18 protein-coding genes, 1 tRNA gene and 1 riboswitch are annotated in these 24,504 nt (G+C 51.5%); of the genes, 6 read left to right on the forward strand and 13 right to left on the reverse strand.

The genetic code is table 11. The features are described 5' to 3' along the window. Positions 1 to 43: 43 nt before the first annotated feature. Positions 44 to 128 (reverse strand) — tRNA-Ser (locus tag RDO88_RS12430). 133 nt (positions 129 to 261) lie between these two features. Between RDO88_RS12430 and RDO88_RS12435 the strand changes: the two genes are divergently transcribed. Next, entirely contained in the window at positions 262 to 2,802 is a 2,541-nt protein-coding gene (locus tag RDO88_RS12435) for a Smr/MutS family protein (RefSeq protein ID WP_307759674.1), read from the forward strand. A 32-nt stretch (positions 2,803 to 2,834) separates the two neighbouring features. After that, positions 2,835 to 4,046, forward strand: a complete 1,212-nt coding sequence (locus RDO88_RS12440) for an L-serine ammonia-lyase (protein WP_307759675.1) — start codon at positions 2,835 to 2,837, stop codon at positions 4,044 to 4,046. A gap of 229 nt (positions 4,047 to 4,275) precedes the next feature. On the opposite strand, the gene RDO88_RS12445 is transcribed toward RDO88_RS12440, so the two are convergent. From RDO88_RS12445 to RDO88_RS12455, 3 genes are all read right to left on the reverse strand, one after another. After that, a complete protein-coding gene (locus RDO88_RS12445) occupies positions 4,276 to 4,713 on the reverse strand; it encodes a PepSY-like domain-containing protein (protein WP_307759676.1) in 438 nt (145 codons plus the stop codon). Positions 4,714 to 4,826: 113 nt separating this feature from the next. Next, positions 4,827 to 6,098 carry a histidine kinase dimerization/phospho-acceptor domain-containing protein gene (locus tag RDO88_RS12450; RefSeq protein WP_307759677.1) on the reverse strand — a complete coding sequence of 424 codons (1,272 nt, stop codon included), beginning with the start codon at positions 6,096 to 6,098 and terminating at the stop codon, positions 4,827 to 4,829. Next, positions 6,095 to 6,772, reverse strand: coding sequence for a response regulator (locus tag RDO88_RS12455; protein WP_307759678.1), 678 nt, complete (start codon positions 6,770 to 6,772; stop codon positions 6,095 to 6,097). Before RDO88_RS12455 ends, RDO88_RS12450 begins: the two co-directional genes overlap by 4 nt. 232 nt (positions 6,773 to 7,004) lie before the next feature. Here RDO88_RS12455 and RDO88_RS12460 point away from each other — a divergent pair, with 232 nt between their 5' ends. Beyond that, positions 7,005 to 8,375 (forward strand): TrpB-like pyridoxal phosphate-dependent enzyme, encoded by a 1,371-nt coding sequence (locus RDO88_RS12460; RefSeq protein ID WP_307759679.1) that lies wholly within the window; start codon positions 7,005 to 7,007, stop codon positions 8,373 to 8,375. Between the two features lie 96 nt (positions 8,376 to 8,471). Here the strand turns inward: RDO88_RS12460 and RDO88_RS12465 are convergent, their stop codons facing one another. From RDO88_RS12465 to RDO88_RS12490, 6 genes are all read right to left on the reverse strand, one after another. Continuing rightward, entirely contained in the window at positions 8,472 to 9,014 is a 543-nt protein-coding gene (locus tag RDO88_RS12465; protein WP_307759680.1) for a hypothetical protein, read from the reverse strand. 264 nt (positions 9,015 to 9,278) lie between these two features. Continuing rightward, positions 9,279 to 9,455, reverse strand: coding sequence for a DUF4250 family protein (locus tag RDO88_RS12470; RefSeq protein WP_307759681.1), 177 nt, complete (start codon positions 9,453 to 9,455; stop codon positions 9,279 to 9,281). Positions 9,456 to 9,592: 137 nt separating this feature from the next. Next, complete coding sequence (locus RDO88_RS12475) at positions 9,593 to 10,621, reverse strand: iron chelate uptake ABC transporter family permease subunit (RefSeq protein WP_307759682.1); 1,029 nt, start codon at positions 10,619 to 10,621, stop codon at positions 9,593 to 9,595. Between the two features lies 1 nt (position 10,622). Beyond that, positions 10,623 to 11,765, reverse strand: coding sequence for an ABC transporter substrate-binding protein (locus RDO88_RS12480; protein ID WP_307759683.1), 1,143 nt, complete (start codon positions 11,763 to 11,765; stop codon positions 10,623 to 10,625). Positions 11,766 to 11,782: 17 nt separating this feature from the next. Further along, on the reverse strand, positions 11,783 to 12,859 hold the full coding sequence (locus RDO88_RS12485; protein ID WP_307759684.1) for a DUF5074 domain-containing protein: 1,077 nt from the start codon (positions 12,857 to 12,859) through the stop codon (positions 11,783 to 11,785). A 14-nt stretch (positions 12,860 to 12,873) separates the two neighbouring features. Further along, positions 12,874 to 14,853: a TonB-dependent receptor domain-containing protein gene (locus RDO88_RS12490; protein WP_307759685.1), complete on the reverse strand. Its 1,980-nt coding sequence runs from the start codon at positions 14,851 to 14,853 to the stop codon at positions 12,874 to 12,876. A 60-nt stretch (positions 14,854 to 14,913) separates the two neighbouring features. Further along, a riboswitch (cobalamin riboswitch) is annotated at positions 14,914 to 15,133 on the reverse strand. A gap of 77 nt (positions 15,134 to 15,210) precedes the next feature. On the opposite strand from RDO88_RS12490, the gene corA reads away from it, so the two are divergent. After that, complete coding sequence (gene corA / locus RDO88_RS12495; protein WP_307759686.1) at positions 15,211 to 16,230, forward strand: magnesium/cobalt transporter CorA; 1,020 nt, start codon at positions 15,211 to 15,213, stop codon at positions 16,228 to 16,230. Positions 16,231 to 16,281: 51 nt separating this feature from the next. On the opposite strand, the gene RDO88_RS12500 is transcribed toward corA, so the two are convergent. The 3 genes from RDO88_RS12500 to uvrA all read right to left on the reverse strand — a co-directional run bounded on the left by RDO88_RS12500 (position 16,282) and on the right by uvrA (position 21,773). Further along, on the reverse strand, positions 16,282 to 17,805 hold the full coding sequence (locus RDO88_RS12500) for an MFS transporter (RefSeq protein ID WP_307759687.1): 1,524 nt from the start codon (positions 17,803 to 17,805) through the stop codon (positions 16,282 to 16,284). A gap of 74 nt (positions 17,806 to 17,879) precedes the next feature. Further along, entirely contained in the window at positions 17,880 to 18,356 is a 477-nt protein-coding gene (gene ybaK / locus RDO88_RS12505; RefSeq protein ID WP_307759688.1) for a Cys-tRNA(Pro) deacylase, read from the reverse strand. A 579-nt stretch (positions 18,357 to 18,935) separates the two neighbouring features. Then, complete coding sequence (gene uvrA, locus RDO88_RS12510) at positions 18,936 to 21,773, reverse strand: excinuclease ABC subunit UvrA (protein ID WP_307759689.1); 2,838 nt, start codon at positions 21,771 to 21,773, stop codon at positions 18,936 to 18,938. A 191-nt stretch (positions 21,774 to 21,964) separates the two neighbouring features. Between uvrA and RDO88_RS12515 the strand changes: the two genes are divergently transcribed. Together RDO88_RS12515 and RDO88_RS12520 are read left to right on the forward strand one after the other, a co-directional pair. Then, a complete protein-coding gene (locus RDO88_RS12515) occupies positions 21,965 to 23,767 on the forward strand; it encodes a LysM peptidoglycan-binding domain-containing protein (RefSeq protein ID WP_307759690.1) in 1,803 nt (600 codons plus the stop codon). Positions 23,768 to 23,811: 44 nt separating this feature from the next. Beyond that, the gene (locus RDO88_RS12520) at positions 23,812 to 24,501 is read left to right on the forward strand and encodes an outer membrane beta-barrel protein (protein WP_307759691.1); all 690 of its coding nucleotides are present in this window, start codon (positions 23,812 to 23,814) and stop codon (positions 24,499 to 24,501) included. Positions 24,502 to 24,504: the final 3 nt, after the last annotated feature.

Consider the following 24,504-nt stretch of genomic DNA (forward strand, 5'->3'; position numbering starts at 1 on the left):
GACTTTTTGAAGGCTTTTGTGAAGTCCTTCGTTTTTGTTTCAGCGGAGAGACAGGGATTCGAACCCCGGGTGCCTTTCAGCACAACGGTTTTCAAGACCGCCGCAATCGACCACTCTGCCACCTCTCCAAAACTCTTTTAGGAGTACCTTTGTTTTTAAAAGGCGCTGCAAAGGTACGAATCATTTTTAAATCTGCAAACTTTTTGCCCATTTTTTCGTGAAATAATCGTATTTTTGTACGCAAAAACAGGATTGAGCCTCATGATATATCCACAAAACTTTGAACAAAAGATAGGTTTTGACCAGATCAGACAACTACTGAAAGAGAAGTGCCTCAGTACGTTAGGAGAAGAAAGAGTGAACGAAATGGCTTTCACAGACCGCTTCAATGAGGTAAACGAACGACTGGAACAAACTGACGAATTCATACGCATCCTGCAGGAAGAAGACAATTTTCCTGCCCAATACTTCTTTGATGTCCGTCCCGCTCTCCGCCGTATACGGGTGGAAGGGATGTATCTGGACGAACAGGAACTGTTTGACCTGCGACGTTCACTGGAAACGATACGGGACATCGTCCGCTTCCTGAAAGCAACGGACAACAATGAAGAGGAAACGGAAGACCTACCCTACCCCCGGCTGAACAGACTGGCAGGTGACATCAACGTCTTCCCACAACTCATTGCACGCATCAACGAAATCCTCTCGCCCTACGGCAAGATCAAGGACAACGCCTCACCTGAACTGGCACGCATCCGCCGTGAACTGGCTTCCACGATGGGAAGCATCTCGCGCTCGCTGAACACTATCCTGCGCAGTGCACAAAGTGAAGGCGTAGTGGACAAGGACGTAACGCCTACCATGCGTGACGGACGACTGGTTATCCCCGTAGCACCGGCCCTGAAACGAAAAATAAAGGGAATCGTTCACGACGAATCGGCCAGTGGAAAAACGGTATTTATCGAACCGGCTGAGGTGGTGGAGGCAAACAACCGCATCCGCGAACTGGAAAGCGACGAACGCCGCGAAATCATCCGCATCCTGACGGATTTCTCCAACCGGATACGGCCACAGATACCCGATGTGCTGCTTTCCTATGAATTCCTGGCTGAAATAGACTTCATCCGTGCCAAGGCTCTGCTGGCACTACAGACCTCTGCTCTGAAACCTGTGGTCGAAGACCGGCAGGTCATTGACTGGACCATGGCGGTGCATCCGCTCCTGCAACTGTCGCTGGCCCGCCACGGCAAGAAAGTGGTGCCGCTGGACATCGAACTGGACGACAAGCGACGCATCCTCATTATCTCCGGACCGAATGCCGGAGGAAAGTCGGTTTGCCTGAAGACTGTCGGACTGCTGCAATACATGCTGCAATGCGGACTACCCGTACCCATGCACGAACGCAGCCATGCAGGAATCTTCGGCAGCATCTTCATCGACATCGGCGACGAGCAGTCCATCGAAGACGACCTGAGTACCTATTCGTCTCACCTGACCAACATGAAAATCATGATGAAGCAGTGTAACGAACGGAGCCTCATCCTCATCGACGAATTTGGCGGAGGTACGGAGCCTCAAATAGGCGGCGCTATTGCCGAAGCAGTGCTGAAACGCTTCAACCAAAAGCGTGCTTTCGGTGTCATCACCACCCACTACCAGAACCTGAAACACTTCGCCGAAGACCACGAAGGAGTGGTGAACGGTGCCATGCTTTACGACCGCCATCTGATGCAGGCCCTCTTCCAACTGCAGATAGGCAATCCGGGCAGTTCGTTTGCCGTGGAGATTGCACGTAAGATAGGCCTGCCCGAGGACGTCATCGCCGATGCCTCGGAAATTGTGGGTAGCGAATACATCCAAAGCGACAAGTACCTGCAGGACATCGTGCGCGACAAACGTTACTGGGAGACCAAGCGACAGAACATCCGCCAGCGCGAAAAACAGATGGAGGAAACCATAGCCCGCTATCAGGCCGAAATGGAATCGCTGCAGAAGGAACGGAAAGAAATACTGAAGAAGGCGCGCGAAGAGGCCGAACACCTGATGCAGGAAGCCAACGCACGCATCGAGAACACCATACGTACCATCAAGGAGTCGCAAGCCGAAAAAGAGAAAACACGGCAGGCACGCCAGCAGCTGACCGACTTCCGCGAGAATCTGGAGGAAAAGACCAACCGCGAGCTGGAAGAAAAGATAGCCCGCAAAATGGAAAAGCTGAAGGAGAAGCAAAACCGCAAGAAGGAAAAAAAGAACCGACAGCCCGAAACTCCAGCTCTGTCGCCCGAAGAACAGGCGGCCCAACAGGCACGACAGGAGGCCGAACGCCTGAAAGCCATTGTGCCCGGCAGTTATGTCCGTATCAAGGGACAGACCACCGTGGGGGAAGTGATGGAAGTGAGCGGAAAGAGTGCAGTCGTGGCTTTCGGCAGCCTGAAGACAACGGTACGCACAGAACGGCTGGAAGTGACGCAGGCACGGCCTCAGACCACACCGGCCAATGTAAAGGCAACCTTTGTCAGCAGTCAGACACAGGACAGCATGTACGAAAAGAAACTGGCCTTCAAACAGGACATCGACGTGCGCGGCATGCGCGGCGACGAAGCCCTGCAGGCAGTGACCTACTTTATCGACGATGCCATTCTGGTGGGCGTGTCGCGTGTGCGCATCCTGCACGGAACAGGCACTGGAATCCTACGTACCCTCATCCGGCAATACCTGCAAACCGTACCCGGCGTCCGCCACTTCCAGGACGAGCATGTACAGTTTGGCGGAGCAGGCATCACCGTAGTAGATTTAGATTAATTCATTAAAAAACCATAACCATAGATAACCCTATGAAATCAATCAAAGAACTTTACCGCATCGGCACAGGCCCTTCGAGCAGCCACACCATGGGACCACGCAAGGCAGCCGAAATCTTCCTGCAACGGCACCCCGAAGCCGCTGCTTTCCAAGTAACCCTCTATGGCAGCCTGGCCGCCACCGGCAAAGGTCACATGACCAACGTGGCCATTACCGAAACGCTGCAACCGGCCGCACCGGTAGAAATCATCTGGGAACCCAAAATCTTCCTGCCCTTCCATCCTAACGGCATGAAGTTCGTTTCGCTGGATGCGGAAGGAAAAGTGACCGACTCGTGGACAGTGTTCAGCGTAGGAGGAGGTGCCCTGGCCGAAGAAAGCGACGGCAAGGCATCGGTCAATACACCCGACGTATATGAAATGAACCACCTGACGGAAATCCTGCACTGGTGCGAACGTACAGGCAAAAGTTACTGGGAATATGTGAAAGAGTGTGAGGATAGCGACATCTGGGATTACCTGGCCGAAGTATGGGAAACGATGAAAGCCTCCGTCCGCCGCGGACTGGAGAATGAAGGCGTACTGCCCGGCCCGCTGAACCTGCGCCGCAAAGCGTCGACCTACTACATACGTGCCCGCGGCTACAAGGCTTCTCTCCAGAGCCGAGGACTGGTCTTCGCCTACGCCCTGGCCGTAAGCGAAGAGAACGCGGCAGGAGGCACCATCGTGACAGCCCCCACCTGCGGTTCGTGCGGCGTAGTTCCTGCCGTGCTCTATCATCTCCAGCAGAGCCGCGAGTTTTCCGACATCCGTATCCTGCGTGCATTGGCCACAGCCGGACTCATCGGCAACATTGTGAAGCAGAATGCCTCCATCTCGGGTGCCGAAGCCGGATGCCAGGCCGAAGTAGGTACTGCCTGTTCCATGGCCTCGGCTGCAGCCAACCAGCTGTTCGGCGGAAGCCCGGCACAGATTGAATATGCGGCTGAAATGGGACTGGAACATCACCTGGGCATGACGTGCGACCCCGTATGCGGACTGGTTCAGATACCCTGTATCGAACGCAACGCCTACGCCGCAGCCCGTGCACTGGATGCCAATCTCTACTCGTCGTTTACCGACGGTATGCACCGCGTTTCGTTTGACAAGGTAGTCGAAGTGATGAAACAGACCGGTAACGACCTGCCCTCGCTCTACAAGGAAACCAGCGAAGGCGGGCTGGCAAAGGACTACAAACCTATGTAACAAGTTCCACTGCATAAGCTTTGCACAAGAACTGCATAAGCTTTGCACAAGAACTGCATAAGCTTTGCACAAGAACTGCATAAGCTTTGCACAAGAACTGCATAAGCTTTGCACAAGAACTGCATAAGCTTTGCACAAGAACTGCATAAGCTTTGCACAAGAACTGCAAAGGCTTTGCGGAGATACCGCAAAGCCTTTGCCTAATATTTGATGCCTATTGGACGCAGCATCAGTCGTCAATGTCTATCAGTTGTCCTTTCTTGTTGAACTTCAGAGAAAGGCGGTTACTCAGTTCCACTTCGGTCTCGCCGCGGTCGCGCTCTATCTTGTGATAGACCACTCCTGGATATTGCGCATCGACAAAACTCTGTATATAGTCCGGAACCAGTGCCTTGGGCAGTTCGCCACGCTTGCAGTCCACCTCTTCCCAGTTGCCCTTCCCGTCGAACTCAATCTTCGTGCGGTCGGTCATCACCACTTCGTATTTCTTCGACAGAAATTCACTTTCTACCTTTATATAAGAAATCTGCCGGTTCTCAAAATGCTGTTTCAGAAATGTCTGAGCCGCTGCAGGCAGTTCTTTGGGGTTCATGGTTATCACATCACGGGCTATGCCGAACTGAACGGCTACCACCATCATCAGCAGGAATGCAATCATCTTTTTCATACTTCTTTCTCCTTTTTATAAATTAATACTGTTTTCATTGTTTATCTGCTGCAAAGTAAACAGGTGATTTGGGAAAGAATTGGGAAAAACAGAACACTTTTGCCGAATTTACACTATTTAACCAAGGAAAAGACATGCATCCCCTCTTCCCAACGATACATCAGACGGAGCGAACAGCCCGAAGCGATGGCTTCGCTGATGGCCAGTCCCAACCCTGTAGAATCCTTCTTGCGGTCTACACTGTGGGCAAAACGCTTGAACAGCTGCGAAGCATCCAGCGGAGCTGTTCCACTGTTCTTCACAACCAGCGAAGCGGAAGAAGTTTCCACCACCAGACGCCCTCCTTCCGGACTGTGCACCAAGGCATTCTTCACCAGATTGGTTACAAGGATATGGGCCAGTGAAGCGTTGCAGCGAATCACGAAAGGCTGTTCGCCCTTCACACGTTCCAGATTTATCTGCTTATGTTCGTATACCTCCATAAGGTCGGGCAGCAGTTCGTCCAGCAGTTCGTCCACGCATACATCTTCGGTTTCGGCATACTGGCCGTTTTCGATGCGCGACAACAGCAACAGTGCTTTGTTCAACTTGACCGCACGCCCCAGCGTGGCATAAATGGCGTCGAGTTCCTTCAGCTGCTCTTCGGTCATACCTTCACTTTCGGCCAGCAATTCCAGCTTGCCACGGGCGATGGCCAATGGAGTCTGCAGTTCGTGCGAAGCATTTTCTATGAACTGCTTCTGTTCTTCGTAAGCTTTATGGCTGCGGTTTGCCATGTCACAGGCCACCTCGCCCAGCAGGCGGAATTCCCGGATATTGGTAGCATTCTCCAACGGCGGAACCTCCGCCCCCGGATGCAGGTGCTGCAACCAGTCCATCAGCTGATTCATCGGACGGAAAATCTTCTGAAGAATGAGCCGCGTACCGATGGCAGTGCAGCACAGGAAGAGAACGAACAATACCGCCAGATACCAGAACATGGCATTGGCCATGTCGTCGCGCTCAAGAGTGGAAATCATCAGCTCCAGTTCGTAAAACTGTCCGTCGGGCATGCGGAAAGCCGTGCGGTAGACACGCACCGGCTCATGTTCGTCTTCGCTCTCGACATAAACCAGCGAATCGTAGAACATGTCGCGGTAGTTCTCACCCTCCTCTACCGAAAGAGGATGAAAATAATAGAATGACATCAGATTCCCCTCCGTTTCCAGAACACTCTCGTCGTAGAGGGCATTGTTGATGATAATCTGGGCATAATTCTCCAGCGTGTCGTCCGTTTCATCCATCAGTTCGTACAAGATGGTATAATAGAACAGCACGCCCCACACTGCCATCAGAGCCAACAGCCACAGGGACAGTTTGCGGTATGTGTAATGGAGCAACTTCATACTTCCGCCAGTTTATAGCCGAACCCGTATACCGCCTTCACTTCGATGGTGGCTCCGGCCAGTTTCAATTTCTTGCGCAGATTCTTCACCTGCGAGTAGATGAAGTCCAGCGAGTCGGCCTGGTCAATGTTGTCACCCCAGACAGATTCGGCCAGACTCATGCGGTTGATGACGCGGTTGGGATTGGCCACAAAATAATAGAGCAGGTCAAACTCCTTACGGTTGAGCTGCAGGGGTACTCCCCCCACCTCCACCTGCCGCTTGTCAGGATAGAGCACCACATTACCCATCGTCACACTGGTGTCGCCGTTGTTCTGCCGGCGGCGTATCAGCGACTTCACACGGGCATTCAGTTCGGCCAGATGGAAAGGCTTGGTCAGATAGTCGTCAGCCCCGAGTTCGAGTCCGTCTACCTTGTCGTCCAGCGAATCCTTGGCCGAAATAATCAGCACACTGTCACTGCGCCGCAAGCGTTTCAGTTCGCGCAGCAAGTCCAGACCACTTCCGCCCGGCAACATGATGTCCAGCAGGATGCAGTCGTAATCATAGTCATTGACCTTGTCGAATGCCGAATGATAGTCTGCGGCGGTTTCGACAACAAACTTCTCTTTCAGGAGCGACGTGCGGATGGTTTCGCGCAGGTCCTGTTCGTCTTCTACTACTAATATCTTCATGTCAGCAAAACTAAAGCATAATACTGGAAAGATTCTGTAAAGAACCGAACAAAGAAAACAAAAAATACGCCGCCGTCCAAGCGAAACAAGGGGAAATAACAGAACTCCAAGCAAGAAAAGAAGCTGAAAGAAGCGCAAAACAGACATTAAAAACAAAATATTTGCAGAAATATGACAGTATTTTAATTTTTATCCATACATTTGGACGAACAATTTCTAAAAAGTAATCACTATGAGCAAACGAACGAAAAGATTTCTCCTGACGGAAGACGAAATACCACAGTATTGGTATAACATACAGGCCGACATGGTAAACAAGCCCATGCCGCCACTCAACCCTGCCACACACGAACCGCTGAAGCCGGAAGACATGTATCCCATCTTTGCCAAGGAACTGTGCCACCAGGAACTGAACCAGACCGACCCGTGGATTGAAATTCCCGAGGAGGTACGCGAGATGTACAAGTACTACCGCAGTACCCCGCTGGTACGTGCCTATGGACTGGAGGAGGCTTTGGGCACGCCGGCACATATCTACTTCAAGAACGAGAGTGTCAGCCCCATGGGTTCCCACAAGCTGAATTCGGCCATCCCGCAGGCCTACTACTGCAAAAAGGAAGGGGTGACCAACGTAACGACCGAAACCGGTGCCGGACAATGGGGAGCCTCGTTGGCCTACGCAGCCCGTCTCTTCGGACTGGAAGCCGCCGTCTATCAGGTAAAGATCAGCTATGAGCAGAAGCCCTACCGCCGCAGCATCATGCAAACCTACGGAGCACAAGTTACTCCGTCGCCCTCCATGTCGACCCGCGCCGGCAAGGATATCCTGACCGCACATCCCAACCATCAGGGTTCGCTGGGAACGGCTATTTCAGAGGCCATCGAGCTGGCACGCACCACACCCAACTGTAAATACACGCTGGGCTCCGTACTGAGTCACGTAACGTTGCACCAGACAGTTATCGGCCTGGAAGCCGAGAAACAGATGGCAATGGCCGGCGAATATCCGGACATGGTCATTGCCTGCTTCGGCGGAGGATCCAATTTCGGCGGTATCGCTTTCCCCTTCCTGCGCCACAACATTCTGGAAGGAAAGACTACCCGCTTCATCGCTGCCGAACCTGCTTCGTGTCCCAAGCTGACACGCGGCAAATTCCAGTATGACTTCGGTGACGAGGCCGGCTATACACCACTGCTACCCATGTTTACGCTGGGACACAATTTTGCTCCTGCCAACATTCACGCAGGAGGCCTGCGCTACCACGGAGCCGGCGTCATCGTATCACAACTGCTGAAGGACCATCTGATGGAAGCTGTAGACATCCAGCAACTGGAGTCGTTCGAGGCCGGCTGTCTGTTTGCCCGTGTAGAAGGCATCATCCCCGCTCCCGAATCGTGCCATGCCATTGCAGCTACCATCCGTGAGGCCAACAAGTGTAAGGAAACGGGTGAAGAGAAAGTGATTCTGTTCAACCTTTCGGGACACGGCCTCATCGACATGGCTTCGTATGACAAATATCTGGCCGGCGACCTGGTGAACTATACCCTTACCGACGACGACATCCAGAAGAATCTGGACGAAATCAACAAGCTGGACAAATGATACAGACGAACAGGCATTGTCCAACAATAATTGATAAAGAAAGAGGCTGTAGCGTGATTACGCTACAGCCTCTTTCTTTATCTGCTCATTCCTTTTTCAGTTCTGCAAGGGGCAGTTCTGATGAAGCCTTGCCGGTTGTCCCTGCTTTACAGGCATCTGCTTCCGGCCGAACTTATGGGCACGAAGTCCTGCCTGGCATGGGCCTTGTCTGAAAATCTTCTCAATCTGCTTGGCAGTCAGCATCTGCTTGAATTCCTTGTAGTACTTCTCGCGGGTATCCAGCATCTTGCGGCACTGGTCGAAACGCTGTTCGATACGCGCTTCAATCTCGGCATCGGTCGGCGCCTTCTTTTCAGCTTTCTGAGGCTGTTCGCCCTCAGCTGGAGCATTTTTGCGGGCTTCCTTCCGGATACCGGCCATATCCTTCAGATACTGCTGGTAAACCGGTGCGAACTTGGCAGCCGTCGCGTCGTCCAACAACAGGGCGGTTGTCATCCATTCAGTCTGCTTCTGTATCATCTCTTCCTCAGTCAGACGGGGTCTTTTCATTCTATCTGCAGGTTTCTTTTCTACTTGTGCTGACAGGCCACCTGCAACAAGCAGGGCCAATACCATCAAAGACATTAATTTCTGTTTCATAATTTTCTCCTTCAATAAATTGATTATACGTAAACGGAGCTCTACCCTGCCTTTCCCGACATCCGGAATAAGGGAAGGCCGGCAGGCCTCACATTCCTTTAGAAGGAAGAAGGGGCCAAAAGTAAAATTGCGGGAGTCTACTTTTGCAATTTATTAACAGCAAAGCGGTTATAAGCAAAAAAATGGGAATATGTCGGTACAGGCATTCACCTGTCAGGACACATTCCCATCCCAAAAAGTAACAACTATAACTTTAGAGAACGATTACCAGAATCTGTTACGTTCGGGGCTGTATTCAAACCCAACCGCCTTCAGTTTTCTGACAATGTCTGCCTTGTCTACATTCATATCCTCGCAAAGAGCATCAAGCGAAGGATAGAAATCTCTTAATTTCATGTTGATGAAGCTATAAAGCATCATCGGTTCTTCGGGTAATTTCATTTGCTACAATCTTTATATTAACTAATACCGCCGCAAAGATAGACGTTTTTCCATTTACCCGTACTTGACATAAATCAATTTTATCCGTTTTTCACATGCAACCGGTTGGGCCGGTCGTGGAATGCAGAACACGAAATTCAATGGAGCTGCCCCGACTTGCGTTGGTTCAGGATAACGTAGATAATGACCGGCGCACCCACCACAGGCGTAACGGCGTTGAGCGGAATAATGCCCGACTCACCCGGCAACACACACACAAGATTGCAGAACAAAGCCACCGCCCCACCGCTCAACATCGTGACCGGCAGCAAGGACTGGTGGTTGGACGTACCCAGCATCATACGTGCCACATGGGGAACAGCCAGCCCGATAAATGAAACAGGGCCGCAAAAGGCCGTAGTAATGGCAGTCAGAAGGCCGGTAACCACCAGCAGCCAGTTGCGGACACGACGGATGTTGACACCCAGATTCTCGGCATACCTGTCTCCCAGAAGCAAGGCATTGAGAGGCTTGATGAGCAACAAGGCTCCCCAAAGCCCCAGCAATGTGACCGATGCAAAGGCAGGCATCTGCTGCATGGATACACCGCCGAAACTGCCCATCCCCCAAATGGTATACGACTGTACTCCCTCGGCTGTAGCAAAGAAATTGAGCAAGGCGATGGCCGACGAAGCGATATAGCCGATCATGATGCCCGTAATGAGCAACATGACGTTACTGCGGATAAGGGTAGAAAAGAACAGGATAAGCGCCATGACCAGCATGGAACCCGCAAACGCACCCGCCAGTACAGAAAAAAAGCCCGACAAACTGAAACTGCCTGCCGAAAGACTTCCTCCGAACAGCAGCATCACCAAAGCTACTCCCAGACTGGCTCCCGAATTGATACCTAAAATGGAAGGACCCGCCAGCGGATTACGGAAAGCCGTCTGCAACATCAGGCCGCATGTAGCCAGGGCCCCTCCGCACAGCAAGGCCGTCAAGGCCTGGGGCAACCTCGACTCCCATACAATGAAACTCCAGCTTGCTTTCTCCACTTCGCCTCCCGCCAATATACGGAACACCTCGGCTAATGGAATACGTACCGAACCTACCAGCAGGCAGGCCATAAACAGCAGTACGACAACCGCCGAAAGTCCCACTCCAAATTTCCAACCCTTGTTCATCTCAACGTTCCTCCAACTTCTTATAATAGCGCAACCCGTCCGGAACAGAATTTGGTTCGGGATGCAGAATCTTTATCAGATCGGCCAGCAAACGGTCGGGATGGAAAGGGGTTTCCTCGTAAAACGAAACCTTCCCGGTGTTGCAGCCATATACATTCCGGTTCTTGAAAGCCTTGAAACCTGTATAGCCGGAGAAATCGGCCTCCATATCGGCATACGTCATGTCGCGGTTACGGTTATACTTGATGAGCCAAACGTCGGCATCGCCGGCACGGTCGAACACGGTCTCGAAAGCCATCGGTACCGACCCGCTATGACGGTCGCCGGCAAAAGCATAGGCACTGCAGGCATCGTCCAGCAGACGGCCTGTCGTACTGCGCCCGCCAGGTACATACCAGGCCGAACCATTCTTCAGTTCGCACACCACCGACAGACGGACAGACGACAGAGACGCACGCCTCTTGAGAGCATTGTAGCTGCTATCCACCCGGGCAAACAGGCTGTCGGCCTGTGGGGCTACTCCAAACAACAGGCCATAGAAACGCATCCATTCTGCACGGCCTAAAGCCGAAGTCTCCATATAGTCGGCACATTCGACAATGGGCACGCCCAACTTCTCGACGCGTCCATATCCGTTGCTGTTTTCAAAGGGAGACAACAGGATGGCATCGGGATGCAGATCAATGATGCGTTCCATGTCGGGGTTCATACCGTCACCACAATCGGCCACACGTCCCTGCTCCACCGCTTCGTGCAGGGCAGGCAGCTTGATGTATTTCAGGTCGCACACACCACCGACGGAGCTCCCTGCTCCCAGCTCGTACAACAGACCACAATGGACAGACGAGTAGACCACTGCCTTCGACAACGGAGTACGTATCACAGTTCCGTCAGGCAGCCCCTCTGGTAAATCCGTGTGCTTGGGCACCAATATATAGGTATGCAGCGTACGCAGCGTGTCCCAAGGATTGCGCAAGGTGGCTACCGTATAGCCGGGATAGTCGACAAGCGTCAGGTTTTCGGCGTAATGCAGGGCGAGGGTATCGCCTGGACATAGCCTTGTATTGCCGCTACGTCCAGAACAGGAAAAGCCTGTCAGCGTTACGACCAACAGGCTGAATCCTATATAAAAAAGGTGTTTCATGTATACCGTTATTTCATTCATTGTTGCAGAAAACGGACACCAGCTACAGAAATACCGGCTTCCAACGTTTTCTTTGGCGTTCCGTCATTATTGAATACATATACAGTACTCGGCGCACCCGTATAGTCAGGAGAAGAAATGTAAATATCACCATTACTCGGGTCCACATCAATCTGAGTGGGATTGGCAATATCTGCGGTAGAGATGATGGATTGCTGTGTTCCGGTTTTCAAATCATAAACAAAAATATCGGTCTTTTCAGGTGTATAATAATCGGCATAGATACAATACATCTTTTGATTATAATAAGCAATCGTACTGGCCTGACAGAGTTTTTTTACTTCTCCTGTAGCCGGATCAAGGCATTGCAAAGTTTGCAATATGCGCTCTTCGACAGGAATGTCCGGATTGTCATAGGTACCACACGAAACAAAATAAATCTTACCGTCAGCAACCAACGACTGATTATAGGGATTCAACAAAACTTCGATGTCTTTCTCCTTGGTAAAAGTAGAAAGGTCTACAACAGCCACCTGATTTCCTGTACTATAATTAGAGATATTCACATACAATTTTCCACCTACATAGGAAAGAGCTTCCGGATAAGGCCCAACTTCTACACTTTTGTCCACTTCCAGCGAGAGGGTATCAAGCCTCGAAACGGTTCCGTCGTAGGAAGTGAAATACACGCATCCTTCAGCAGCCTCCAGATAACGGGGCTGCATAGGTTGGTCGGCATCGTTCACCATATTCAGTGTTTTGATGATTTTCCCGTCAAAAGTCAGTACCTCGATTTTGGAAGAAGTCGAGCACGCTACATAAAGCTTTGAACCGTAGATACAGAGATCCTGCGCGTCACCGATACCTTTTCCGTTGGCCATTTTATACAAGTCACCGCTGACATTACCTGTTTCGTAGTCATAAAACTGGATAGAACCATTATTCTGTTTCCAGTTACCGTTGTTTACAAAATAGGCACCTACACTTTTTACTTCGACAGGCGGTTCTGGAATAGAGTCATTTTCATCACAAGAAGCCAGCCAAGTAACGGAGGCCATCACAAATAGTACTGCTTTAAACCAATGTTTTTTCATATTCATCGTTTATTTTAAAATTGATAATTAAGTGTCACTTTATAGTTACGCCCCGGCATCGGATAAAAACGGACAACTTCATAATTCTTATTACCCAGATTCAAGGCGTCCAATTGTATGCGTAATTGTTGTTTCTTCCATGCAAACGTACGCGAGAGTGCCAACCCATAATCTGTATAAGGAGCAATACGGTTATCAGCGCTGTTGTAAGAACTGACAAAGCGTTCAGATGCATAAAACAGGCTGTAGGACAAATCGGCCCATGGAGTGCTGAGTATACAATTGGCCGATCCCGAATGGCAAGGAGTATAGGCTATCTGGTTTCTCCATACTTTAGAAGTACGGTCAGTCACATCTTCAGCCTGCATATAATTATAGGATAACTGTAAGTTTGTAGACCATCGGTCCGCCCAACGAAGTTCGGCCTGTACGTTGACATCGGCCCCTATCGTTTCCACTTTTCCAATGTTGGACATCTTCCAGATAAACATGGTAGGAACGGCTACAATTTTGTCCTTCACCGTTCCGTAATATGTATCCGCACTAATTCCTACATATTCCAGAAAAGAAGAAAAAGCATGATTCCATGTGAGGCCCACATTCCATTGCCTGGTAGATTCCGGACGGAGGTTAGCATTGCCAATCAGCAGATAATACAAATCATTGAATGTCGGAACACGGAAGATGTCTTTATAAGAAATACGGAATCGCAGATTTTCATTCCAAGGTTTCCATGAAGCACTGAATGCTGGAGACAACCGTTTGAAGCCATCGGAAGCTTCACCGGTTTCCACCCGTTCGGTAATATGTGTATTGAGCAGTGAGGCCGTAAAGGCAAAACGCGGAAGAGTGTAGCGTACCGCCAAAGCAGTGAGCCAGCTGAACCGTTCGGGATACTGACAATTGCGTAAGGTTGTAGACAGGTCGTTATAAGCAAAATCCTGAGCTATCGAAAAAGACAGATTGCGTATCGGTTCACCCCAAAAGGTAGCAGTCAAGTAGGTTTCCGTCTGTCTGAAACGATCATCAGTTACGCCTGAAGCCGGTTCGTTGTAGTCGCGATTCCAGCTGTAATTGAATTTTCCGGCAGCTTTCAGTTTCCATCTCTCACTGAAACGGTTCTCATAAGCCAGTTGGCAGAAATAATTGCGGTCATACAAACGTTCTACAGAATATGTGTTATCGTAAATCACTCCGCCAGGCAAGCCGCGTTCCGAATCAAACAAATAGGCCTTTACACTCAGGTCCTGCCGGTCCGTCAGTGCTGTATGCAGATTCAATTCGGCTCTCCACGAACGGATGTCACTGTTGTTCCGCTTCTCGTCAATCAAGGATTCACCATTCCACAGACGAAAAGGATAATTGCCATCTGCACGCAGAAAGTCTGTATAGGCAGAAAGACTGGTCTTGTGACCAAGCTTCTGCACAAACATCAGGGAAGGATTTAGCAAACCGAAAGAACCCGTCTTCAGGCGAACCGTCGTCTGCCAGGACTTGTCTTCCAATTGTGGACGCAAAGTCTCGATATTCAAGGTACCTGCCGAAGCAAACAGCTTGGCAGCCTGATAGATGTCATCAGATTGCCCGATGGTGAGATACAACAACGATACATTGTCCAATGAAAAACGAGAAATATCAATCTGTCCCGACTGGCAATCACTTATGGCCACTCCGTCGTAACACACACCTGTATGCTGTGCCCCAAGACTACGTACAGAAACAGTTTTCAGTCCCCCGACACCTCCATAGTCCTTCACGCTGACACCCGAAAAATACTTCACGGCATCAGCCACATCATGCGCTCCGATTTGTTCCATCCGGCTGCGGTCCATTACCTGCATAGGAGAAGCTGCAGTCATATTTGACCACCTCTTCCGGGCCCGAACCGTCACTTCACCGATACTGTCGCCCTCCAAGGTCTGTGCCTTGACCGGCAACAAGGCTATGCAGGAAAGGGTTAGGCATACCCACCAAACCTTTCTATTGCGTTTCATGCCGCAAACAATTGTTTTTATTGATAAACTCCACACACTGCCCACTTTCCTCGAATGAACAGTTTTTCGACTGGGTTTTGCAGGTCTTCTGACTCGTTTCTCGAAACATCGCCTTCCCGTCTTCAACTTCAGGGTCCGACAGTGGCACAGAGGTAATGAATGATGTTCCTCTTCAATGAAACTCACAGCAGCGGGACTGTTCGGGACTTGCACCCGATTCCCTTTTCATCCACCGGCCTCGCAAACGGAAGCCGGCGGAACAAAACCAACGCAAAGGTAGGAAAAGAATCTGAAACAAAGGCAAAGAAACCGACAGTTTTTATAACTTTGCCGCAAGAACCCAAAAACATTCGAAAAATGAAAAACAACCTGCTTTCCGAACATCTCACCTACAACGGCGACAACAGTACACATACGCATGTACATCTCCTCAACTATTCGTCCGACCACTTCAGCGAGACAATCTGCGACAACTTTGAAGAAATCATGTCGCAGGCGACAACCGAAAACAAGTTGTGGATAAGGGTACACGGACTGAAGGATACCGAATACATCAAGAACATCTGTACCTACTTCCAAATCAATTTCCTGATGATGCAGGATATCCTGAACGTGGATCATCCCAGCAAAATAGAAAAGAACGGCGACTTCAACTTCGTCGTCACACGCATCTTCCACGAGAATAGCGAGACCTCCGTCAGGCTGGTACAAGGCAAGAACGTGGTACTGACCTTTACCGAAGGGGAAGCTTCTTTCTTCGACGATGCCGTCAAAGCCCTGCAGGAGAATGTGCTGAAAATACGGACACGCTCGTCGGACTATCTGTTCTCCGTGCTGTTCAACGAACTGGTGTCGAACTATGTGTCACTGGCCATCGAAACCGGTGACCAGCTCGACGACCTCGAGACCGAACTGCTGGCTGCCACCACCAGCTACAACATCCGCATGCAGCTGCAAATGCTGCGGAAACGGTATATGGAAATCAAGCGGACGGTCGTCCCGCTGAAGGACCAGTATTCCAAAATCCTCCACCCCGACTCCGACCTCATCAACGAGGCCAACCGCCCGTTCTTCAACGATGTGAACGACCACCTGCTCAACGCCGTGCAGCTCACGGAAGGATGCCGCGAAACCCTCTCGTCGCTGATGGACCTCTATATATCGAACAGCGACATGCACATGAACTACATCATGAAGCGGCTCACCATCGTATCGACCATCTTCATCCCGCTCACATTCCTTGTAGGGGTATGGGGGATGAATTTCAAGTTCATGCCCGAGCTCGACTGGAAGTACGGCTACCTGATGGCCTGGGGCGTGATGCTGGCGGCAGGACTTGCCTCCTATCTGATTCTCCGCTCACGCAAGTGGCAATAAAAAAACCGGCCATCGGGCCGGTTTTTCCATTATCTTGTTGCCTGTACATTGTCAGGCTACCTTTTCCAGTTTCTTCATCACCGAGAAGATAAACAGGGCCGCCAGCAGGCAGAGACCCATCAGGACACCCCATACAATCCACAGATTGAGGTCGCCCCACAACCAGGCTGCCACAGCCGTCAGATAGTTACCGATGGCAGTAGCCACAAACCAGCCACCCATCATCATACCCTTGTACTTCGGAGGAGCCACCTTCGATACGAACGAGATACCCATCGGAGAGAGCAGCAGCTCACCGAACGTCAGCACCAGGTAAGTAGATACCAGCCAGTTGGGCGATACGAACGTAGCCGTGCCAGCCTCTACGGCAGCAGCCTGCGCATTGGGCGTCAGCAATCCGAAGGAAGCGAACATCATCAGTACATAACCGCAGGCAGCCACCAGCATACCCAAGCCAATCTTGCGGGGAGCCGAAGGTTCCTTGCCTTTACGGGCCAACGAGCCGAAAATCGCCATCGATACCGGCGTCAAGGCCACCACAAAGAAGGGGTTGAACTGCTGGAAAATAGGAGCATCTACCGGCGTAGCACCTTCGATAGCGGAATAACGATATACCAGGAAGAGGACTGCCAGCAGAATAACAACACCCGAAATGGCCTTACCCTTGCCCGTCTTCGACTGGAAGAGAGAGAACAGGGCATATACGATGAAGATGACAGCTACCAGATTCCATACACTGAACATCATGCTCTCGAGCCCTACCGAACTCTTGGCCGTAAACTCGTCGGCAAAGTAAGTCAGCGTCAAACCGTTCTGATGGAAAGCCATCCAGAAGAAGATAACCACGGCAAATACCAGACAGAGGGCTACGATACGGTCCTTCGTCTCGCGCGGAGAAAGTTCCTCGGCAGCCGCTTCCTGTTTGCTTCCGGCTTTCTTCCCACTACCTTCCACATGCTTGAAGGTACTGCGGAAGCCATAATAAATCATCATGGAGACAATCAGCGAAACACAGGCCACGGCAAAGGCGAAGTGATAAGAATCGTTCACACTTACCCCCCAGTTCTTCTGTGCATACTCCATCATGGCAACGGCTGCCGTAGGAGCAAACAGGGCACCGATGTTGATGGCCATATAGAAAATACTGAAAGCAGAGTCGCGCTTGGAGGCATATTCGGGCGAGTCATACAGATTGCCCACCATAACCTGCAAGTTGCCCTTGAACAGCCCCGTTCCGCTGCTGATAACCACCAGCGCGGCAAACATGGCAATCAGCGCCAAGGTTCCGCTGCCCAATGGCAAAGCCAGCAGCACGTAGCCTGCAAACATGGCGACGATACCGATCTTCACCATCTTACCGTAACCGAATTTGTCGGCCAGGATACCGCCGATGAACGGGAGGAAATAAACTAATGCCAGAAACGTAGAATAAATGGTGCCGGCCATGGCTGCCGACAAACCGAAGTTGGCTTTCAGAAACAATACAAAAATGGCCAACATCGTGTAGTAGCCGAAACGTTCGCCCGTATTGGCGAGCGCCAAGGCGTAAAGACCTTTAGGTTGCCCTTCAAACATAATGTGTAGAGTATTTAAGATTAATAAAAAATTAAATTATTTCGTGCAAATATAGAACTTTTGCCTCATATTTCCTAAAAAAGCAGACAAACTTCTGCTCCCGTCTCCCGAATCAAATCTTTCGGATCGAGTTTCAGCTGAAGGCCGCGCTGACCCGCACTGATATAGATGTAGGGAAACTGGAGGCAGGTCTCGTGGATGTACGTGGGGAAAGGCTTCTTCATCCCGATGGGCGAACAGCCGCCACGGATGTAGCCCGTCAGGGGCAGCAGCTCCTTCACGGGGATGAGGTCGCACTTCTTGTTGCCCGACACCTTGGCGGCCAGCTTCAGGTCCACTTCGTGTTCGCCGGGGATGACACAGACGAAATGGCCCGTCTTGTCGCCGTGCAGGATGAGGGTCTTGAACACACAATCTATGTTCTCGCCCAGACTGGCGGCTACGTGTACCGCGCTCAGGTCGCTTTCGTCCACCTCGTAGGGGATGAGTTCGTAGGCTATCTTGGCCTTGTCCAGCAGCCTTGCTGCATTCGTCTTATTGATCTTTTTCATTGTTTCTGCTTTATTATTTTATTGTTATTACTTGCTTTTTTGCTTGCCGTTACTTGCACTTTTTCTTTCGCTTGCCGCTATCTGTACTTTTCCTTTCGCTTGCCCGAAAGAAAAAGACACCAAAAAGAAAGGGCACCGTCTGCACTTCCGGGGCTACTCCGGAAGTCTGCCGGGCTAAAGGACAGGAACTCGCTGCGCTCAAACAACCTGTCCTTCCCGACGCCCGTCAGACTCCCTCCGCTTTACGCCCCTGCAGTGAGGCCGGAGAGCCCTGCGGCGTGTTTTGACCAAGGCGTGTTCTGACAACGGCGCGTTCCTTACAAGGGCGTGTTCTTTACAACGGGCGTATTCAGACAAAGATAAATTCACCCACTAACGTAGCGCAGCCCGGGCCTAATCGGAGGGGCGTAAAGCAGAGGAACATTTTTTGCGTCAAGAAAGGCAGACTGTTTGAGCGCAGCGAGTTCCTGCCTTTTAGCAAAAAATGCTCCGGAGTAGCCCCGGAGGTTCAGCCCTTGACCTTTTCTTTTGGTATCTTTTCTTTTGCGTCAAGGCAAAAGAAAAGTACAACACACATTCTTATTTCATTTTCAATTCTTCTCGCAGGAACTTCGGCGTATAGCCCTTACCGCACATCGCCACTTCCTCGGGCGTGCCGCACGACAGGACTTCTCCCCCGCCCTTGCCGCCTTCGGGTCCCATGTCGATGATGTAGTCGGCCATCTTGATGACATCCAAGTTGTGTTCGATGACAATCACCGTGTTGCCCTTGTCCACCAGCCGCTCCAGCACGTTCATCAGCACGCGGATGTCCTCGAAGTGCAGACCCGTGGTGGGTTCGTCGAGAATGTAAAGTGTCTTGCCCGTGTCGCGCTTGGACAACTCCGTGGCCAGCTTGACGCGCTGGCTCTCGCCGCCCGAGAGTGTGGTGCTGGACTGTCCGAGCTTGATGTACCCCAGGCCCACATCCTGAATGACCTTGATTTTGTTCAGTATCTGCGGCACGTTCTCGAAGAACTCCACGGCACGGTTGATGGTCATGTCGAGCACGTCGGCAATGGACTTGCCTTTGTAGCGCACCTCCAGCGTCTCGCGGTTGTAGCGCTTGCCGTGGCACACCTCGCAGGGTACGTAGACGTCGGGCAGGAAATTCATCTCGATAGTCTTGTATCCGTTACCCTGACAGGCTTCGCAACGGCCTCCGCTCACGTTGAACGAGAAGCGTCCGGGCTTGTATCCGCGTATCTTCGCTTCAGGCAGACCGACAAACAGGTTGCGGATGTCGCTGAACACGCCCGTGTAGGTGGCAGGATTGGAGCGCGGCGTGCGTCCCAGGGGCGACTGGTCGACGTTCACCACCTTGTCGATGTACTCCAGCCCCTCGATGCTGTCGTAGGGCAAAGGGTCTTGCAGAGAGCGGTAGAACTTCTGCGACAGGATGGGCTGCAGGGTTTCGTTGATGAGGGTGGACTTTCCGCTGCCCGACACGCCCGTCACGCAGATGAGCTTACCCAAGGGGAACTCCACGCCCACGTTCTTCAGGTTATTGCCACGGGCTCCGCGCAGCCACAGGCTGTGCCCGTTGCCCTTGCGCCGCTCCTTGGGCACTTCGATGGCACATTCGCCGTTCAGGTATTGCGAGGTCAGCGTATGCGTCTGGAGCATCTGGCGAGGCGTACCTTCGAACACCACCTCGCCACCCAGGCGGCCGGCCTTGGGGCCCATGTCTATCACGTAATCGGCGGCCAGCATCATGTCCTTGTCGTGCTCCACCACGATGACCGAGTTTCCGATGTCGCGCAACTCCTTCAGCGAATTGATCAGGCGCAGGTTGTCGCGCTGGTGCAAGCCGATACTGGGTTCGTCCAAGATGTAGAGCACGTTCACCAACTGCGAACCGATCTGTGTAGCCAGCCGGATGCGCTGACTCTCACCGCCGGACAGGCTCATCGAACTGCGGTCGAGCGACAGGTAATCCAATCCCACGTCGAGCAGGAACTTCAGGCGGGTACGTATCTCCTTGAGTATCTCCACGGCTATCTGCCGCTGCTTGTTGCTGAGGTGTTCTTCCACGTGCATCAGCCATTCGTAGAGCTCGCTGATGTCCATCGTGGCCAGTTCCTGAATGTTCTTGTCGTGGATGCGGAAAGAGAGAGCCTCCCGGTTCAACTTGGCGCCGTGGCACTCGGGACAGGTGGCCGTACGTGCAAACTGCTCGGCCCACTTCTGTGCCGTAGGCGAAGGGTCGCGCTCCTGCAACAGCTGGATGTACTTCACCACACCTTCGTAGGTCGTGAAGTAATCCGACGACGTGCCCACCAGCTGGCTCTTGATTTTCAGACGTTCGTCCGAACCGTTGAGGATTTCGTCGATTGCCTCGTCGGGCAAGTCCTTGACCGGCGTCTTCAGGTTGGCTTCATACTTCTCCAGCAACGCTTCAATTTGCCAGAATATCATGCCGTTCTTGTATTTTCCCAACGGCACAATGGCACCGTTGTAGACCGACAGCTCCCGGTCGGGAATCACCTTGTCGATGTCTATCTGGTTCACAACACCCAACCCCTTGCATCGGGGGCAAGCACCCTGAGGCGAATTGAACGAGAAATTATGAGGGGCAGGCTCTTTGTAGGACAATCCGGTCACGGGGCACATCAGGCGCTTGCTGTAGTGACGCACGCTTTCCGTCTGTGCATCGAGTATCATCATCAGCCCGTCGCCCTGGCGCATGGCCGTAGCCACACTGCCTTTCAGCCGTGTGTCATCCTTGTCGGCCACCACCAGCTTGTCTATCACCACCTCCACATCGTGGTTCTTGTAGCGGTCCAGCTTCATGCCCGGCAGTGCTTCTTTCAGCTCACCGTCCACGCGGACGTACAGGTAACCTTTCTTTCTCACCTGTTCGAACAGTTCCTTGTAATGTCCTTTGCGGTTGCGCACCAGCGGAGCAAGCAGGTAGATGCGCCTACCTTTGTAGTCCTTCAGGATGAGGTCCAGAATCTGTTCCTCCGTATATTTCACCATCTTCTCGCCACTGAGGTACGAATAGGCTTCACCGGCCCTGGCATAGAGCAGACGCAGGAAGTCGTAAATCTCGGTCGTGGTACCCACGGTAGAGCGTGGGTTCTTGTTCGTCGTCTTCTGTTCGATGGAAATAACGGGGCTCAGGCCGGTTATCTTGTCCACATCCGGACGCTCCAGATTGCCCAGGAAATTGCGTGCATAGGCCGAAAACGTCTCGATGTAACGCCGCTGTCCCTCGGCAAAGATGGTGTCGAAGGCCAGCGATGACTTGCCGCTACCGCTCAGCCCCGTAATGACCGTCAGGCTGTTTCGCGGAATCTGCGCGTCGATATTCTTCAGGTTGTGCACCCTGGCTCCGTAGACATTGATATATTCTTTTTCTTCTGACTGTTGCATAATTCCGGTATTTTTTCAAATTGCAAAAATAACTCTTTCTGCTCGAATAACAGCCACTCCCGTGTTTTTTTCGGATTTCACGGATGGAATATTATTTCTTAACTCAAACCTTTGGCTGAAATGCGACATTATTGCTAACTTTGCGCCACTTTGGGAATATTTTTGTAAGCAACCAAACGAATTTTATCCGAATGAAAGCAATGAAACGCACCATCTTCACCCTGCTGCTGGCTGCCGCATGCAGCCTGGGTATCCACGCCCAGGAAAACCGGACCTACATTCTGCACACCGTCGAAAAGGGGCAAAGCCTGTATTCCATCTCCAGTATGTATGGCGTCAGCCAGGCCGACATCGTCAGCCTGAACCCCGGCAGCGACGAGAAGATTTACGTAGGACGCACCCTGCGCATACCCATCAAAAAAGAAGAAAACAAAAAGCAGGAAACGTTCCATACCATCGCAGCCGGCGAGACACTCTATCGCCTCAGCGTGAACTACGGCATATCGGTACAGGCCATCTGCGAAGCCAATCCCGGCCTGGATGCCCAGAACTTCCGTACCGGTCAGGTTATCCGCATCCCCGCACAGACTAGTGACAATGCCGTGACCGCCGTCCAGGAACCGCAGAAGGTTCAGAAAAAAGAGCCCGAAACCCTGAAGCCCAACTGCCGGGACATGCACAAGGTGAAACGAAAAGAAACGGTATACAGCATCAGCCGTGAATACGGCATCAGTGAAGCCGAACTCATTGCCGCCAACCCCGAACTGCAAGGAGAAAACAAACTCAAACGTGGCAGCTTCCTGTGTATTCCCTATCCCAAAGAGAAACAGGAGGCAAATGTAGAGCAACCCGTTACGCAGCCTCAGGGTACGCCGACCAACGCCGAACTCTTCGAAGAAAACAGTACCAAAGCCCGCGCCTATAAAACCATCAAGGCCGCTCTCATTCTGCCTCTTCTGCCCGAAGGTGCCCAACGTGCCGAATCGTCGCGTATGGTGGAATATTATGAAGGATTTCTCATGGCCTTGGACAGCCTGAAGCGGACAGGAGTCTCCGTTGATCTCTACACTTTCAACTCCGGCCCCGAGAAAGCATCACTCCAATCCATTCTGGCTCGCCGCGAGATGCAGGATGTACACATCATATTCGGCCCTCTTTATCAGGAGCACATCGCTCCGCTGGCCGAGTTCGCCCAAAAGAAAGACATCCGTCTGGTCATTCCGTTCACCTCGAAAGACAATTCGGTGTTCCGCAACCCCCATATCTACCAGATCAATACCCCGCAATCTTATCTGTATTCCGAAGCCTACGACCACTTCACCCGCACCTTCCGTCGCCCCAACGTCATCTTCATTGAGTGTACCGAAGGAAGCCGCGAGAAAGCCGATTTCATCCGGGGGCTGAAAGACGAGTTGCGCAACCGCTCCATCCCCATGACCAGTCTCAAGGATACAGTCACCACTCCGTCGCTCAGCGCTGCCATTCGTCCGGGATATGAAAACATCTTTATTCCTACTTCGGGCAGCAATGTTGCGCTCATCAAGTTACTGCCTCACCTCTCGCTGACCGTACGTCAGCATCCCGAAACGGAATGCCATCTGTTCGGTTACCCTGAATGGCAGACTTATACAAAAGACCATCTGGAAGCATTTTTCGAACTTGATACATATATCTACTCATCGTTCTATACCAACAACCTCCTTCCGGCTGCAGTCCGTTTTACCAACAGCTACCGGCGCTGGTTTGCCAAAGATATGGAAGAACGTTATCCCAAGTACGGCATGCTGGGCTTCGATACAGGCTACTACTTCCTCAAAGGGCTTTCGCAATACGGCAACAAGTTCGAGGAACATCTGCCCGGCTTCCAAACTCACCCTATCCAGACCGGTTTCAAGTTCCAGCGAGTCAATAACTGGGGCGGATTCATCAACCGCAAAGTATTCTTCGTACGTTTCTCCAAGAATTACGAGGTAGTAAAACTGGATTTTGACTGATCGGGAGGAGTTGAGTGTTATAATTGAGAAATGAACGTTGAATCATGAAACTGAAAACCATACTACCTTCTGCTCTGCTGCTCACTGCCCTGGCCGCTCCGTTGCATGCCCAGGTAGGTGAACAACGCTACAACTTCACTGTCGGCATCAACGGCGGCGTGAACCTTAACAGCGTCAGCTTCTCGCCCAGCATTCAGCAGAAAAACCTGTTGGCCCCTACGGGAGGCATTACGCTGCGTTACGTATCCGAACGTTTTTTCAAGATGATATGCGGTGTCCAGCTCGAAGTCAACTACTCGCAACACGGTTGGGATGAGTTCTATCAGGACTATCCCGAACTGCAATATACCCGTAAGATGAATTACGTGGAGATGCCCTTCTTGGCCCATCTGGCTTTCGGAAAGGAAGGAAACGGCCTTCAGTTCTTTCTGAACGCAGGCCCTCAGATAGGTTTCTTCTTGAATGAGAGCTATACACAAAGCGGCCCCTGGGAAGACTTCAGCGGCATCACTGTAGAACAACACGACATGCCGGTCGAAAACAAGTTCGACTATGGTATAACTGCCGGTGCCGGTGTAGAACTACGCACCAAGATCGGACATTTTCAAGTGGAAGGACGCTATTATTATGCCTTGTCCGATTTCTATCACAGTACCAAGAAAGATTACTTTGCCCGTGCAGCCCATGGAGTTATCGGCATCAAAATGGCTTATCTGTTCGATATAACCAAATAACAA

It is taken from the genome of uncultured Mediterranea sp. (assembly GCF_902493215.1).
Lineage (GTDB): Bacteria > Bacteroidota > Bacteroidia > Bacteroidales > Bacteroidaceae > Bacteroides.